The organism is Butyrivibrio hungatei (assembly GCF_001858005.1).
GTDB lineage: Bacteria > Bacillota > Clostridia > Lachnospirales > Lachnospiraceae > Butyrivibrio > Butyrivibrio hungatei.
Genome location: NZ_CP017831.1, coordinates 1,870,656 through 1,886,457, shown reverse-complemented (window position 1 = coordinate 1,886,457; position 15,802 = coordinate 1,870,656). Strand labels below are relative to the sequence as shown.

At 39.3% G+C, this 15,802-nt stretch carries 12 protein-coding genes; 10 read left to right on the top strand and 2 right to left on the bottom strand.

Annotation, left to right across the window (positions count from 1 at the left end; genetic code table 11):
* Positions 1–5 precede the first annotated feature (5 nt).
* Genes bhn_RS08700 through bhn_RS08680 form a run of 5 tightly spaced genes read left to right on the top strand, consistent with a single transcriptional unit; the run spans position 6 to position 5,420 of the window.
* Positions 6–1,553, top strand: coding sequence for a Ppx/GppA phosphatase family protein (locus bhn_RS08700; protein WP_071176330.1), 1,548 nt, complete (start codon positions 6–8; stop codon positions 1,551–1,553).
* 24 nt (positions 1,554–1,577) lie between these two features.
* Positions 1,578–3,728 (top strand): RNA degradosome polyphosphate kinase, encoded by a 2,151-nt coding sequence (locus bhn_RS08695; RefSeq protein ID WP_071176329.1) that lies wholly within the window; start codon positions 1,578–1,580, stop codon positions 3,726–3,728.
* Positions 3,729–3,745: 17 nt separating this feature from the next.
* Entirely contained in the window at positions 3,746–4,330 is a 585-nt protein-coding gene (locus tag bhn_RS08690; protein ID WP_071176328.1) for a Maf family protein, read from the top strand.
* A gap of 15 nt (positions 4,331–4,345) precedes the next feature.
* Positions 4,346–4,600: a glyoxalase gene (locus tag bhn_RS08685; protein WP_071176327.1), complete on the top strand. Its 255-nt coding sequence runs from the start codon at positions 4,346–4,348 to the stop codon at positions 4,598–4,600.
* A 1-nt stretch (position 4,601) separates the two neighbouring features.
* Complete coding sequence (locus tag bhn_RS08680) at positions 4,602–5,420, top strand: Cof-type HAD-IIB family hydrolase (RefSeq protein WP_071176326.1); 819 nt, start codon at positions 4,602–4,604, stop codon at positions 5,418–5,420.
* A 34-nt stretch (positions 5,421–5,454) separates the two neighbouring features.
* On the opposite strand, the gene bhn_RS08675 is transcribed toward bhn_RS08680, so the two are convergent.
* Both bhn_RS08675 and bhn_RS08670 read right to left on the bottom strand, forming a co-directional pair.
* Positions 5,455–6,960, bottom strand: coding sequence for a glycosyltransferase family 39 protein (locus bhn_RS08675; protein WP_071176325.1), 1,506 nt, complete (start codon positions 6,958–6,960; stop codon positions 5,455–5,457).
* 4 nt (positions 6,961–6,964) lie between these two features.
* On the bottom strand, positions 6,965–7,897 hold the full coding sequence (locus bhn_RS08670; protein WP_202816783.1) for a UbiA family prenyltransferase: 933 nt from the start codon (positions 7,895–7,897) through the stop codon (positions 6,965–6,967).
* Positions 7,898–8,058: 161 nt separating this feature from the next.
* On the opposite strand from bhn_RS08670, the gene bhn_RS08665 reads away from it, so the two are divergent.
* The 5 genes from bhn_RS08665 to bhn_RS08645 all read left to right on the top strand — a co-directional run bounded on the left by bhn_RS08665 (position 8,059) and on the right by bhn_RS08645 (position 15,739).
* The gene (locus bhn_RS08665; protein WP_071176323.1) at positions 8,059–8,922 is read left to right on the top strand and encodes a PHP domain-containing protein; all 864 of its coding nucleotides are present in this window, start codon (positions 8,059–8,061) and stop codon (positions 8,920–8,922) included.
* Positions 8,923–8,992: 70 nt separating this feature from the next.
* Positions 8,993–10,369 (top strand): TrpB-like pyridoxal phosphate-dependent enzyme, encoded by a 1,377-nt coding sequence (locus bhn_RS08660; RefSeq protein ID WP_071176322.1) that lies wholly within the window; start codon positions 8,993–8,995, stop codon positions 10,367–10,369.
* Between the two features lie 11 nt (positions 10,370–10,380).
* Complete coding sequence (thrH, locus tag bhn_RS08655) at positions 10,381–10,983, top strand: bifunctional phosphoserine phosphatase/homoserine phosphotransferase ThrH (protein ID WP_071176321.1); 603 nt, start codon at positions 10,381–10,383, stop codon at positions 10,981–10,983.
* 443 nt (positions 10,984–11,426) lie between these two features.
* A complete protein-coding gene (locus bhn_RS08650; protein WP_071176320.1) occupies positions 11,427–13,451 on the top strand; it encodes a methyl-accepting chemotaxis protein in 2,025 nt (674 codons plus the stop codon).
* A 257-nt stretch (positions 13,452–13,708) separates the two neighbouring features.
* The gene (locus bhn_RS08645; RefSeq protein WP_071176319.1) at positions 13,709–15,739 is read left to right on the top strand and encodes a methyl-accepting chemotaxis protein; all 2,031 of its coding nucleotides are present in this window, start codon (positions 13,709–13,711) and stop codon (positions 15,737–15,739) included.
* Positions 15,740–15,802: the final 63 nt, after the last annotated feature.

The following is a 15,802-nucleotide window of genomic DNA, read 5'->3' as shown; positions in this document are numbered from 1 at the left end:
ATCTTATGGGTGGTGAAATATTTGCAGCAATTGACGTTGGGTCTTATGAGATAGCGCTCAAGATCTTTGAGCTGTCAATGAAGAATGGAGTACGTGAGCTTGATCATGTCAGACACAGGATGGATCTTGGAAGTGAGACATATGCTTCCGGAAGGATCTCAAGTCATCATGTGGATGAGATGATCAGAATATTTGGTGAGTTCAAAAAGATAATGAAAGGCTACGGGGTTACTCACTATCAGGCCTATGGCACCAGTGCAGTCAGAGAGACCAACGACATCTTGATAGTAAGAGACCTTTTAGAGCAGAGAACCGGAATACATTTTGATGTTCTTAGTAATTCAGAACAGAGATTTTTGGACTACAAATCAATTGCCTTAAAGCATGATCATTTTGAGAAGATAATCAAAAGACCTACAGCCATCGTAGATATAGGCGGTGGAAGTATCCAGATTTCTTTATTTGAAAAGGGAAGACTTTTTGCCACCCAGAATCTGAAAATGGGTGTGCTTCGTCTTTTTTCAACCATGAGACTGGTTCAGGCCACAAGATCAAAGTATAGCGACCTTGTGCCAGAGCTTGTAAATTCTCAGCTTTCAGTTTTTTCCAAGATGCATGTCAAGGATAAAAAGATCGAGAACATTGTCATCATTGATGACTATGTTTCACCTATCATGCAGAGAATGGGCATTGGTAACGGCAAGGAAGGATTTGCTACCAAGGAAGAGTACAATAAATTCATTGAAAAATCTGCTACCATGAGCGACATTGAAGTAGCTAAAAAGCTCAATATCCCTGAGGATAATGTGCCACTTTTGTATGTATCAGGCCTTCTTATCAAATGCATTCTTGATATGACCAAGGCAGAGAATATCTGGGCTCCCGGCGTTACACTCTGCGATGGAATAGCCTATGAGTACGCTGAGAAAAAGAAATATATTCAGTCATCACACGATTTCGAACAGGACATCATTGCTTGTTCTGAGAATATCTCTAAGAGATTTCTGGGAAGCAGATCAAGAAGAGAGACTCTTCAGAGCATAGCACTTAATATTTTTGATAATACGAAAGAGCTGCATGGCCTCACTAAGAGAGACAGGCTTCTTTTAAATATTGCAACTATTCTTCATGACTGCGGCAAATATATCAGTCTTGTGTATCTTGGAGACTGCTCCTACAACATAATAATGTCTACGGAGATCATCGGCCTTTCCCATATAGAAAGAGCTATCGTTGCCAATGTAGTCAGATTTAATCATGAAGACTTTGAATATTTCAATACAGGAAGTCAGTACTTTGATGGCTTTTCAAGAGAAGATTATCTGAGGGTTGCCAAGCTCACAGCCATCATACGAGTAGCCAACGGCCTTGATAGAACTCACAAACAAAAGTTTAAGGATGTCGATGTCAGCATCAAGGACAAGGAGCTTATCATAAAGGTTGATACTTCAGATGATATTACAATGGAAAAAGGGCTCTTTACTAACAGAGCAAACTTCTTTGAAGAAGTATTTGCGATAAAACCGGTTATCCGTCAGAAAAAGATATATTAAGATTCACTATAAATGAGGTCGTATATGAGGAAAAACAAAGAAGCAAAAAAACAAAACTTTGATGATCCAAAATTGTACATAAACAGAGAACTTAGCTGGCTTTCATTTAATGAAAGAGTGCTGTCAGAAGCGGTAGACAAGAGCAATCCTTTATTTGAAAGACTTAAGTTTCTTAGCATAACAGCCAGTAACCTGGATGAGTTTTTTATGGTCAGAGTTGCGTCACTTATAGACATGATAAATGCTGATTATAGAAAACTTGATATTGCAGGTATGACTGCAACTGAACAGTTAAGTGCTGTTTTAAAGAATTTGCATAAGTTTGTAGACAGGCAGTACGAGATATACAATAATCAGCTTTTACCACTTCTTTTAGATAACGGACTTAAGATCTGTGAGCCAAGTGAACTTGGTGGCAAGGATGCAGATTATGTCAGCAGGTATTTTGATGAATATGTATATCCTGTTTTGACGCCTATGGCTGTTGATTCTTCAAGACCATTCCCACTTATCAGAAATAAGTCTCTTAATATCGGAGCGCTCCTTAAAAAGAAAGAGGGTAAGGATGGAGTTGATTTTGCCACAGTTCAGGTGCCGGATGTTCTTCCGAGGATCATCGAGATTCCTTATGATGAGGAAAAAGACGAGGTAAGAAAGGTCGTTCTTCTTGAAAAGGTTATTCAGGACAACATGGATAAGCTTTTTCTTAACTATGACATTTTAACAACAGCTCCTTACAGAGTTGGTAGAAATGCGGATCTTTCAATCGATGAAGATGAAGCAGAGGATCTGTTAAAAGAGATCGAGAAACAGATAAAGCTTCGTCAGTGGGGCCAGGCTATAAGACTTGAAGTAAATGAAGGAATGGATCCTAAGCTCCTTAATCTTATTTCAGAAGACCTTGGAGTTGAAAAGAATGAGATCTATACCATAAACGGTCCTCTTGATCTTACTTTCCTTATGAAGATGTACAAGCTTGAAGGCTTTGATCATCTCAAGGAACACAGATATAAAGCCCCAGCTGCAGTACCGGAGTTTAATAACGATAAGGATATTTTTGAAGTGATCAGAAAAGGTGATGTTCTTATGCATCATCCTTATGAGACCTTTGAAAATGTAGTTAAGTTCGTAGAAAGAGCTGCTGTTGATCCTGATGTACTTGCTATTAAACAGACTCTTTACAGAGTTAGTGGTAATTCACCTATCATTGCAGCCCTTGCTAAGGCTGCTGACAATGGCAAGCAGGTAACAGTTCTCGTTGAGCTAAAGGCCAGATTTGATGAAGAGAACAATATCGTATGGGCAAAGATGCTTGAGAAAGCTGGTTGCCATGTTATCTACGGTCTTGTGGGCCTTAAGACTCACTGCAAGATCACTCTTGTAGTCAGAAGAGAAGAAGATGGAATAAAGAGATACGTTCACCTGGCAACAGGTAACTACAATGATTCCACAGCTAAGCAGTATACTGATGTAGGCCTCTTTACCTGTGCTCCAGCATTTGGTGAAGATGCAACTGCTGTATTTAATATGCTTTCCGGATATTCTGAGCCTCTTGGATGGAATAAGCTGTCAATTGCTCCATTGTGGCTCAAGGATAGGATACTTGACCTTATTAAGAGAGAAGAGGAGCACGCTCTTGCAGGAGAACCGGCAAGGATCATAGCCAAGATGAATTCAATCTGTCACAAGGATGTAATTGCAGCTTTGTACAGAGCAAGTAATGCAGGCGTCAAGATAGATCTTATTGTCAGAGGTATATGCTGTCTTAGGGCAGGGGTTCCCGGAGTCTCAGAAAACATAACTGTAAGATCCATTGTTGGTAACTTTCTTGAGCACAGCAGGATCTTCTATTTTGAAAATGGGGGAAGTCCTGAGTACTATGCAAGCAGTGCTGACTGGATGCCTAGAAACCTTGAGCGAAGAGTGGAGATTCTTTTCCCGATTGAAAACGATAAGCTCAGGAAAAAGATATGGCATATTCTTGATGTGGAACTTAAGGACAACAAGAAAGCTCATATCATGGATGCTGAGGGAAAATTTAGAAAGATCACTAATGATGAGTTTGGCGAAGATATCAATTCTCAGCTGATATTTGGATTAGAAGCAACAGAGAAGGCCAAGCTTCCTACAACTCAGAACACAAGAGTCTTTGTTCCAGAGACTCATAATACATAAAGAAAGAGGATTTATATATGCGTTACGTTTTAGCGTCAGGATCACCAAGGCGCAAGGAACTATTAAAGCAGGTAGTTCCTGAATTTGAGATAATACCTGCAGTATCAGAGGAAAAGACTAAATGCAGCGAGCCCTGTGATATTGTAAAGGAATTGTCATTTCAAAAAGCTTCAGAGATTTTTCACAAAATCTTAACGGATAAGTCAGAGGTCTCTATTGTAATAGGCGCGGACACCATTGTATCATTTAATCATAGAGTACTGGGCAAGCCTAAAGATAGAGATGAAGCGGTTTCCATGATAAAGATGCTTCAGGGTAATTCCCATGAAGTATATACAGGCGTAACTATTTTTTATCAAAAGGATGGTGAAAACTTTAGCCACACCTTTTATGAGGAGACTAAGGTTGAAGTAGAGCCTATGACAGATGCTGAAATACAGGCCTATGTCAACACCGGGGAATCAGATGATAAGGCTGGTGCCTATGCAGTACAGGGCAGGTTCGCAATCTTTATCAAAGGTCTTGTTGGAGATTATTACAATGTGGTAGGACTTCCAATTGCCAGACTCTATAAGGAAATGAAAGAATTAAATTTACTGTAAGTTTGGAGGTTTGTTATGCACGAGTATGATGAAGCGGTTTTGAGATGCTTTTTAGAGAATCAGGGGCAGCTTTTTCCAGAGAACGTAGCAGAGAATATGGAAGAGGCAGAGGCATTCCTCGAGGACTGCATGGCTGTAGTCGTTGATGGGGCTGATGAAGTTGAGGAGTATTTTGAAGAAGCTGGAATTGATACAGAAGGATCAAACGTGCTTGAAGCTGACGAAGTATTTGATGTTGGTGATGGCAGATATCTGATCGTTGAGGGATAAAATGGACAAAACTAAAAAGAAGATATTTTTCTTTGATCTTGATGGAACTCTTTTGACCAGAGACAAGAAAATATCTCAAAGGACTATGGATGCCCTTAAAAGGTTTACTGATGCAGGAAATTATTTCTGCATAAATACAGGCCGAGCTATAGACAGTGCCAAGGCTGTCTATGATGGTCTGCAGCTAAACTTTAAGGGCAGTTTTTTATGCGGTTCTAATGGAACTGAAATTTATAGCGTTGATCAGGGCAGATATGTCTACAAGACAGGTGTGCCTCTTGAACTGGTGCCACAGATAATAGAGCTTTCTGAGAAGTATGATGTTCACTGTCATACCTATAATGAAACACATATTGTCAGCAAAAGAAATGGGGAATGCATGGAGTACTATAGAAGGGTCATCAAAACTCCTCTTATAGTTACTGACGATATCATGAAGGAAATATCCACACCTCCTTCCAAGATGATTGCCATTGAACTCCATGACCATGACAAGCAGGAGCGTTTTAGAGAGGCGCTTAAGGAAATGGTTGGAGACAGGTTAACACTTCTTTATTCTAATCCTTATTACCTTGAGATCTTTCCATCAGAAGCAGGAAAGGGGAGCGCAGTTAAGAGACTTGCAGAATACTTGAATGTGCCCATTGAGAACACCTTTGCAGCTGGTGATGAGCAGAACGATATTTCAATGATCGAGGCTGCGGGATGCGGCATTGCTATGGCCAATGCCACAGACCTTGTCAAATCAAAGGCCGATGTGATCACCAAGGATGACAATGACCATGACGGCCTTGCCCCTTTCATAGAGGACGCTATTTAAACTTTACAGCCTAAAAATTTGCCTTATTAAAAGTCTATCTGTGTTTGTAGAGATAGTAGGATTGGTCGTAGCCGTTGTCATAGAAGGCGGTTTGATATATGAGATCGTAGTGATCGTAGATGTGTTCAGGTTCACCTTCGCTTGAGATAACGTAGGTTGTAAGTCCTTCCTTGATGTAGCGCTCCTGTTCAGAGAACATTGTAGGAAGCGCGATACCATTTGTTTGGAAATATTCGCAGGTTGGCACTATACCTGTGATTGTGTAGAGACCAACGTCCAGTGCTCCTACGTTTAAAAGAGTAGTGTCTGGAGCTTCTTCTATGAAAGATGCAGCTTCTGTAAGCCAAAAGGTATCTTTGTCTGTAAAGATGTAGTTTGCACTTTGGCAGTTGTTTTTGGCAAATACTACACAGGATATAAGAGCGAGTACTCCAAGGTTGTACCAGAAGCTTTCATTTGAGTAGTGCTCGGAAAGCTTTTTGAGGAATTTTCCGATAGCTACAAATCCAATGATTGAAAATGGCATGAGAGGAATTGAATAATAGGGAAGTGTTCCTCCACCATAGAATATAAACATAAAGGTACATAAGTACATGAATGGATACATTATCTTTCTTAGTACGATCTTTTCAGTGAAAAGATTAGCTACAAAGCCGACAGCAATATACAGGAAGTATTCAAAGTTATCGATAAATAACCAGTACTGCAGCTTGCATAGTTTATAAAGCTTAGCTGAAAGAGTGATCTTATCGCCTGTTATGTTGCTATAAAAGAACAGGTTATTAAATATATAGCAACGGTACCAGTCATCTAATGCGCCATTAATTCCAAAGAATATGAGCCATGGAATGAACGGGATCATTATACCAAGGAAGTAGAGTAGTGCCGGCTTTATTGCCTTTAAAAGGCCTTCTCTATATATGATAAGGATAAGGACTATAACACCAAAAGCAAAGTAAAATCCAAGCATTGTGTATTTTATAAGTGATGTGATACCGGTAAGAAGTCCAACGATAAAGATCTCTTTGGCACATTCAGATATCTTTTTATCATTTGATTCCGGGTACAGGAACTTGTTAAGAACATACAGAGCGTAGGCGAACATTGGTAGGCAAAACTCTTCAGCAGCACCGCCCCAATAAAAGCTCTTTGATGAATATACACCTGCCGCAAGAACAGGAATCAGCATATAGGTGATCTTAATATCGCAGTGGCGTTTTATGATCATAAATGAATAGTAAAGAAAAATAGTGGCTGCGATTATCTCAAAAAGAAATACGCCTTTAAAACTGTTATTACTGATAAGATAGCAGATGCCATAAAGCAGATAAAGAAAAGGACCTTTCTGATCGTAAAGGTCCCTATAGATTACCATGTGATTCATCAGTCCTTTGCCCATGGTGAAATAGCTGTTGGCATCATCCCAGTTGTTATATGGGAAAAAGAATGATGATCTGCTGGTGAAAAGTAAGATAGTAAAGCTTGTTACTAAACACCAGATGAATATTAAGTTCTTTTTACAAAAGTTCAGAATGCGCATGTTATCAGACCTCAAGCTTAATCAGAGCACTTGATGTAAGTGGCTTTAAGAAATCAAAATTGCAGAATGTACAGATTATAAACAATACGATTATAAGAAGTACAAGGAGCATGAGTTTCTTTTCTTTGTAGAGTTTCTCAGGCTTCTGAGCAGCAGAGTCATTATCAAGTGACATAGCTGAGTAGTAAGCAAAGAGAAGGAAAACAAATGGAATGCAGAGCAAATACTCGATTCGGTATTTTACAAGGAAAACACCAAGGCAGAAGGTAGAAGCCAAAGCATAAAAGATAGAAGATGCAAGGAGCTTCTTTTCTGTGTATTTGACAAAAGATTTGCGGTAGAGACCAGCGGTCTCTGGATTACCGATCATTCTGTATTCTGCAAAACGCTTGGTAGCCATGAGATAAGCTCCAGCCATCCAATATCCCAGAAGGATGCTTGAAGGTGGAATGGAATCAGAAGTTACAATGAACCATCCCATAAGGAGTCTTAGCATGTTATTGATAGACTCAGAAATAACATCAAAATAAACGATGTCCTTGCTACGGATAGGCTTAACGTTATAGATAACACCCATGACCAAAAGGACGATCGATGTGTATAAAAAAAGCCTATTTACAAGGTATGAGAAAAATAGACCAAATACGATGAAGATCGCATACTCTACTAATACCCACTTAAGCTGCATATTCTCTGTAACAACAGGTCTGTTCTTTTTGACAGGATGGAATTTGTCAAAAGGAGCATCCAGCCATTCATTGATAACGTAATTGGCACTGGCTATAAAGCATGTACCAAAGAAACCAAAGAAAAGATTGAAAAGACTAATATCTGTAAGGCTGTGCTCAGTCAAAAGAAGAGCAACTGCCACACCAGGCATAATAAAAAACTGTTTGATCCAATGATCTAATCTTGCAATCTTGATATACTTTTTCATTTCGACCTCTACTTGTATAAAAATATTCAAAGGCATCTGTCATGCCACATATCGCACTAAATAGCACCATATCAGTATATCATATAGCACCATTACAGGCTACTTTTTTGCTAAAGATAATAGTAAAATGTGATAGTAAATATGGATCTTAAGGAGGCAAAATGAGAGCTATTGATCTTCACACGCATTCCACCTGTTCCGATGGAACTTATTCAGTAAAAGAGCTGATAGATTACGCCCATGAAAAGAATCTTGCAGCAATTGCCCTTACTGACCATGACACAGTAAAGGGTCTGGATGAGGCAATAGATTATTGCAGGAAAACTTATGATGATATGGAGGTTATTCCAGGGATTGAGTTTTCAACAGTAAATGAGGGCAAAGATGTCCATATAGTAGGTCTTTACATAGATCATCACAATAAAGAATTTGTTGATAGTCTTACAGATTTTGTGGATTCAAGAACTGTCAGAAATAAAAAGATGTGTGAAAAACTTACAAATGAAGCAGGGATACCTATAAGCTATGAAGAACTCTCAGCGTTTGCAAATGGGGCAGTTGTTACAAGAGCTCATTTTGCCAGACTTATAATGGATAAGGGATTTGCAAAGAGCAAGGAAGAGGTTTTTGATAGATTTATTGGAGATCATTGCAAGTACTACGTTCCTAGAGAAAAGATATGTCCTGAGCAGGCTATTGAATGCATATTAAAGGTTGGCGGAGTGCCTATTTTGGCCCATCCTGTCTTGTATCATATGAGTGATGAGAAGTTGGAAAAGCTTGTAGTAAGGCTCAAAAACGCTGGACTTAAGGGAATAGAAGCAATCTATTCAACTTACACAGCAGGGGAAGAGCGGCAGATAAAAGAGCTTGCGGCTAAGTATGATCTTCTTGTGAGCGGTGGCTCGGACTTCCATGGTGCCAACAAGAAAAAGATAGATCTTGGAGTAGGCTTTGGAAAGCTCTTTGTACCTGAGGAATTGCTTGGCCCAATTAAGGCCGCTTGCACCAATGATCAAGGTTGACCTTATGAAAGTTTTGTGCTTTAATGTATTGAAGTGCTATTAATTCTTACATGTATTGGAGGAGGGGAACATGAGTGAAAAAAGCATTCCTTATAAAATATATTTAAGCGAGGATGAGATCCCTAAGCAGTGGTATAACGTAAGAGCTGATATGAAGAATAAGCCAGCTCCTCTTTTAAATCCTGCTACATTACAGCCTATGGGATTTGAGGATCTGCGCCCAGTTTTCTGCGATGAGCTTATCAAGCAGGAACTTGATGACACAACAGCTTATATTGATATCCCGCAGGAGATCATAGATTTTTACAAGATGTACAGACCAGCGCCACTTGTTAGGGCTTACTGTCTAGAGAAGGCTCTTGGAACACCAGCCAAGATATATTACAAATTTGAAGGTAATAATACAAGCGGAAGCCACAAGCTTAATTCAGCTATTGTTCAGGCATATTATGCCAAGAAGCAGGGCCTTAAGGGCGTTACGACTGAGACTGGCGCAGGTCAGTGGGGAACAGCTCTTTCTATGGCGTCAGCTTATCTTGGAATTGATTGCAAGGTATACATGGTAAAGGTATCCTATGAGCAGAAACCATTTAGACGAGAGGTTATGCGTACCTATGGAGCTAGTGTAACACCTTCACCATCAATGGAAACTGAGATCGGTAGAAAAATAAATGCAGAGCATCCTGGAACAACAGGAAGCCTTGGATGTGCAATTTCAGAAGCTGTAGAGGTTGCAACCAAGACAGAAGGCTACAGATATGTACTTGGCAGCGTTCTTAATCAGGTTCTTTTACATCAGACTGTTATCGGACTTGAGGCAAAGGCTGCACTTGAGAAGTATGGAGTTACTCCAGATATCATCATTGGATGTGCAGGTGGTGGATCAAACCTTGGTGGACTTATTTCTCCATTCATGGGAGAAAAGTTAAGAGGAGAGAAGGATTACAGGATCATAGCTGTTGAGCCGGCAAGTTGTCCAAGCTTTACAAGAGGCAAATTTGCATATGACTTCTGTGATACCGGAATGGTATGCCCTCTTGCCAAGATGTACACACTTGGAAGCAATTTCATTCCTTCAGCAAACCATGCAGGAGGACTTCGTTATCACGGCATGAGCCCAATCCTTTCACAGCTTTATCACGATGGCTATATGGAGGCTAGATCTGTTGAGCAGACAGCAGTATTTGAGGCTGCTGAGCAGTTTGCAAGAGTTGAAGGTATCCTTCCAGCTCCAGAGAGTAGTCACGCTATCAGAGCTGCTATAGATGAAGCATTAAAGTGCAAAGAAACAGGCGAAGAAAAGACTATCCTCTTTGGACTTACTGGAACAGGCTATTTTGACATGGTTGCTTACCAGAAGTTCAACGACGGAGAAATGTCAGATTATATTCCTACAGATGATGAGCTTAACAAGAGTTTTGCTACATTGCCTAAGGTAGAGATTTGAGAGGAGTAGTTATGAATATAGTATGTTTAGACCTTGAGGGAGTATTAGTACCAGAAATCTGGATCGCTTTCTCTGAAGCTTCAGGAATTCCTGAACTTAAAAAGACAACACGTGATGAGCCTGATTATGATAAGCTCATGCGATGGAGACTTGGAATCTTAAAGGAGCACGGTCTTGGACTTAAGGAGATTCAGGAGACTATCGCTAAGATTGATCCGCTTCCAGGAGCAAAAGAGTTTTTGGATGAACTTAGAAGCATGACTCAGGTGATCATCATTAGCGATACATTTACTCAATTTGCAACTCCACTTATGGAAAAGCTTGGATGGCCTACTATATTCTGTAATTCGCTTGAAGTAGCAGATAGCGGCGAGATCACAGGCTTTAAGATGAGAATAGAAAATTCTAAGCTCACTACAGTTAAGGCTCTTCAGTCTATTGGATATGATACTATCGCAAGTGGAGACAGCTACAATGATCTTGCTATGATAAAGGCTAGTAAGGCCGGATTCTTATTTAAGTCAACAGATAAGATCAAAGCTGATAATCCGGAACTTCCTGCCTTTGAAGAGTATAGTGAACTGCTTGAGGCAATCAAAAAGAATTTGAATTAAAGCTTATTTTCAAGACTAATCATTATAAAAAAATAAAGAGTACCGCCACCGGGATCCTGCCTCAGTGACGATGCTCTGTTTTTTTTAGTATATTCATAGTACTTTTTCCTTTGATAATTTTATCGGAGAGACTTTTTAATACATTATAGAAAATACATTAGATCAATCCTTAAAAGTTTATTAATTACAAAGTTTTAGTTTTATTTTCTATTTAAATTTTATAGAAAAACTCAAATAACATTCTCGTTATGTATAGCATAGCCGAGGATGTTATCTTTTTTATAGGCTTTTAAGAAATAGTTTATATTTATTTTAGAAATAATTCAAATGGAATATAAACTATTTTAGAAAAAAAGGCGATAATAATAGTAAAGTTGTTAATCGGTTAAACTCTAAATGATCATAGCAACTCAACTCAAAACACACACATGGAGGGGACAAAAATGGCTCATAACGAGGCTCAAAAAGGGACAAAAAAGGAAAGGGGTGTCAGCTTTAAAAACAGTATCAAGACTAAGCTCATCGCAATAATGGTACTTGTAGCTGCAATACCGCTTACTGTAGCAGTGATAGTAAGTTACATCACATCTACAAATAAGGCATTGGCAGATGCTCAAACAGCGTTGGAATGGCAGGCAAGATACATCGAAGATAATTTCAAAGGTGTTTATGATGCGAATATGAACATGGTTAGGAGCATAGCTGGTAATCCTACCATCATCAATTATGTAAAGGGTGAAGCCGGTATTCCTGAGGACGCTATTCTTGCAACACTTGCTGAGTGCGATGAGATTATGGCAGATGGCGATACAACAGTTATTACAGGGGCTGATGGCAAACAGATTGCACGAGCAAAAGGCGATCTTGTAGATGTATCAGAGAGAGAGTATTTCAAAAAAGCAATGGCTGGAGAGCTATTTGTGTCTAACGTTCAGGTTAGTAAGACAACCGGAAAACGTATCATTACTTTTGCATGTCCAATCAAAGATGGCGATAAGATAATCGGCATCGTTCAAAGAAACTATGATCTAAACAATTTCCATAAAATGCTTGCAGCAGAATCAGAGGATGCGTTCATTGTAGATAGAGAAGGAACAATTGCAGCACACGCTCAGTATGAGATCGGCGAAGGCGCTCATGAAGAAGAGAGCAGAGCTAATTCAGAGTTCATGACTTCAGGTCTTGATAGGGGCTTTTACTACGTAGATACAGGTAGAGGCTATAATGCATACGTTGCCTATGAAAAAGAGCTTCAGTCAGGCTATTGCATCTGTACAGCAACTAATGACAAAATAGTTCTTGCGTCAGCAAGGAGCGCGGCTCTTATTGTTGTCATCGTTGGAATTGTACTTCTTGGAGTCGCTATTGCAATTTCATTTATGATGGCAAAGAGCTTTACAGAACCTATAAAGGCAGTAGGTAATTCATTAAGAGATCTTGCAGATGGTAGATTTTCACTTGTTGAAAAGCATGATGCAAGAAAAGATGAATTCGGTGAGATTTCAAAGGATACGAACTCAGTAATAAAAACACTCAATGAAATTGTTTCAAATATCAAAGCTTCAGCAAATGAAGTTGGCATGTCATCTGAAGACCTTTCAGATATGGCAAATCAGATCTCACAGACAGCAGAAGATGTATCAAATGCAGTTCAGGAAATTGCATCTGGTGCAACACAGCAGGCAGAAGAGATTCAGCATGCATCTGAAAATGTTGGCAGGATTGGTGATGCGGTTGGTAATGTTCAGAGTTCGACAGGAAACCTTTCAAATCTAGCAAATCAGATGAAGGAAGCATCAGAGGTTTCAAGTAAATCACTTGCTTCACTTCAGGATTCTTCAACTGAGATGACAGAAAAGATCGATGAGATCTCAAAGACAATTCAGTCAACACAGGAAGCTGTTAACAATATCAGTGATAAGGTAGAAGGCATTACATCAATTGCAACACAGACAAACCTTCTTTCACTTAATGCTTCAATCGAGGCTGCAAGAGCTGGTGAAGCTGGTAAGGGATTTGCAGTTGTAGCTGAAGAGATTGGAAAGCTTGCAGAAGATTCCAAGCAGATGGCTGATGACATCAGAAAAGAGATGGATGTTCTTCTTGAACAGAGTAAGGCAGCTGTTGGAGCAGCAGAGGATGTTAAGCAGGGTAATAATGACCAGCAGGTAGCCCTTGGCGAAACACTCCAGGCAGTAAATGGAATGCTTGCTAATATCGGAAGTACTGTAGGAGGTGTTCAGCTTATTTCAGAAGGTGCTGATACATGTGAAACTTCCAAGAATGCAGTAGTAGATACTATGAGTGCTCTTTCAGCTATATCAGAAGAAAATGCAGCTTCTTCAGAAGAGACAGGTGCATCTATGCAGGAACTTTCAGCAACAGTTACAACACTTGCTGAATCAGCAACCAGTCTTAAGTCAATTGCTGATAAGCTCAATCAAGATATTCAGTTCTTTAAAGATTAAAATAGGTCAACTTAATCCGAAACAATTCAGATACCGTCACTATGAAAATAGTGACGGTATTTTTATTCAGAAAAAAGAGGTTCTGCTGAGGATTTGCATAGGTGCAAAGTGATAAAATGTACGATTACTCATTAAATTTTTATTAAGTATACACGAAAAAACGCACATTTACAGTGCGGGGGTGTATAATTATAAATGCCTAGTTTCTAGAACAATCTAAAAAGTTTTATTCATATTATTTAAGGAGAATAAACGATATGGGAAAAAAGGAACCTAAGACTAACAATACAAAGAATTTCGGTTTAAACAGTGTTAAAGCGAAACTTGTTTTGGTAATGGTATTAGTCGTTACAATACCACTTATAATTACAATGATTATTAATTTTAATAGTTCCATCAGCAAAGGCCTTGAAGATGCTGAGACAACTAATTCAAAGCAGTGCGCAATCGTAGAAGGGGCATTTATGGAAGAGATCAACCAGATGCTCAGAACTTTAGATGCTGTGGCTGAAACTCCTTATACTATTGAATACGTTAAGAATCCGTCTACCAGAAATGAAAGCGAAATGATTGCTTTCCTTCAGAAGGTAAATGCTCCATATAATGATGGAAATGCTCTTGTTATATCTGATTCTACAGGTCAGCAGTTAGTAAGAGATGATGGAAATAAGCTTTCTGATATTCATGAGAGAGAGTATTTCCAGGAAGCGATGAAGGGAAAAGATTATATTTCAGATATCCTCGTATCAAAAGCTACAGGTTCAAGAATCATTATTCCTGCTGTTCCTGTTTATGATTATGGTTATTCAACACCAATTGGTGTAGTACAGAGAAGTTATGATCTTTCTGTATTACACAAGCTTCTTAAGGAAAATATTGGTAATGACCAAAGAGCGTTCATTACAGATAAATCTGGTATCGTAATTGCTCATTCTGATTATGAGATAAGTTCAGAGGATGAACCAGATGATAGAAGTGACAGAGACTTCTTTAAGATGGCTCAGAGTAGTAGTTCAGGTACTTATGTAACAGGTAAGGGCTCTGATAAACAGATCGTATCATATCAGCAGGAACCAACTACAGGATGGATCGTAGTAGTATCTTCAAATTATGACAAGACACTTGCATCTGCTAAGAGAAGCGCAAATATTAGTGTTGGACTTGCTATTATCATGGCAATCGTAGCTGTAATTGCATCCTTTGCAATGGCTAACTCCTTTACAGGACCTATCCACGAGATCAATGGTGCTCTTAGCCATTTGGCAAGCGGTGAGTTCGTATCGATCGAAAAGTTCCAGAATAGAAAAGACGAGTTTGGCGAGATGATCGCAAATACAAATTCTGTTTTGGATGTACTTAGTGGAATAGTAACAAATATCAAAGAATCCGCAGTTTCAGTACATAATTCTTCTGAAGAACTTGCAGATGCAGCTAGTCAGATATCACAGACTGCAGATGATGTATCAAATGCAGTACAGGAAATTGCATCTGGTGCTACACAGCAGGCTGATGAGATTCAGAGTGTTACAGAATCTGTTGGTGATATTGATGTAGCTACTGGTAACGTACAGTCCAGCACAGATGATCTTTCAAATCTTGCAGCTAGAATGCAGGAAGTTAGTACAGAATCTGCACAGTCTCTTGCAGATCTCCAGAGAAGTTCAGAGGCTATGAGCGAGAATATCGTTCAGATCACTGAAAAAATCGGAGCAACAAGTAAGGCTGTTGAGAATATCAATGAGAAGGTTGAAGGTATCACATCAATTGCAACACAGACAAACCTCCTTTCGCTTAATGCTTCTATTGAGGCTGCTAGAGCAGGAGAAGCTGGTAAGGGATTTGCAGTTGTTGCCGGTGAGATCGGAAAACTTGCAGAAGACTCAAGGCAGATGGCTGATGATATCAGAAAAGAGATGGATGTTCTTTTGGCAGAGTCACAGTCAGCAGTTCAGATGGCAGCTGATGTTAAGAAGGGCAATGACGAACAGCAGTCAGTTCTTGGAAATACAGTACAGAGTGTAAATGCTATGATCGGAGATATTACTTCTACAGTATCAAGTGTAAAGAGTATCGAGACAGATGCAGGAACCTGTGTAAGTGCCAAGAACGTTGTATCAGATGCTATGAGTTCTCTTTCAGCTATTTCAGAAGAAAATGCAGCTTCTTCAGAGGAGACAGGAGCATCGATGCAGGAGCTTTCTGCTACAGTTACAACACTTGCTGGATCAGCTAATTCCCTTAAGAGTATCGCTGATAAGTTAAGTTCAGATATGGAGTTCTTCAAATAAATAATATGAATTTAATAATAAAGAGGCGCTTTAGCATTTGCTAAAGCGCCTCTGTTTTGTTTG

Excerpts from the sequence above, each read along its gene's own strand:
- bhn_RS08665 (WP_071176323.1), top strand. The coding sequence starts at position 8,059 with ATGAGAGCTATTGATCTTCACACGCATTCCACCTGTTCCGATGGAACT.
- bhn_RS08675 (WP_071176325.1), bottom strand. The coding sequence starts at position 6,960 with ATGCGCATTCTGAACTTTTGTAAAAAGAACTTAATATTCATCTGGTGT.
- thrH (WP_071176321.1), top strand. The coding sequence starts at position 10,381 with ATGAATATAGTATGTTTAGACCTTGAGGGAGTATTAGTACCAGAAATC.
- bhn_RS08650 (WP_071176320.1), top strand. The coding sequence starts at position 11,427 with ATGGCTCATAACGAGGCTCAAAAAGGGACAAAAAAGGAAAGGGGTGTC.
- bhn_RS08645 (WP_071176319.1), top strand. The coding sequence starts at position 13,709 with ATGGGAAAAAAGGAACCTAAGACTAACAATACAAAGAATTTCGGTTTA.
- bhn_RS08670 (WP_202816783.1), bottom strand. The coding sequence starts at position 7,897 with ATGAAAAAGTATATCAAGATTGCAAGATTAGATCATTGGATCAAACAG.
- bhn_RS08685 (WP_071176327.1), top strand. The coding sequence starts at position 4,346 with ATGCACGAGTATGATGAAGCGGTTTTGAGATGCTTTTTAGAGAATCAG.
- bhn_RS08695 (WP_071176329.1), top strand. The coding sequence starts at position 1,578 with ATGAGGAAAAACAAAGAAGCAAAAAAACAAAACTTTGATGATCCAAAA.
- bhn_RS08690 (WP_071176328.1), top strand. The coding sequence starts at position 3,746 with ATGCGTTACGTTTTAGCGTCAGGATCACCAAGGCGCAAGGAACTATTA.
- bhn_RS08680 (WP_071176326.1), top strand. The coding sequence starts at position 4,602 with ATGGACAAAACTAAAAAGAAGATATTTTTCTTTGATCTTGATGGAACT.
- bhn_RS08700 (WP_071176330.1), top strand. The coding sequence starts at position 6 with ATGGGTGGTGAAATATTTGCAGCAATTGACGTTGGGTCTTATGAGATA.
- bhn_RS08660 (WP_071176322.1), top strand. The coding sequence starts at position 8,993 with ATGAGTGAAAAAAGCATTCCTTATAAAATATATTTAAGCGAGGATGAG.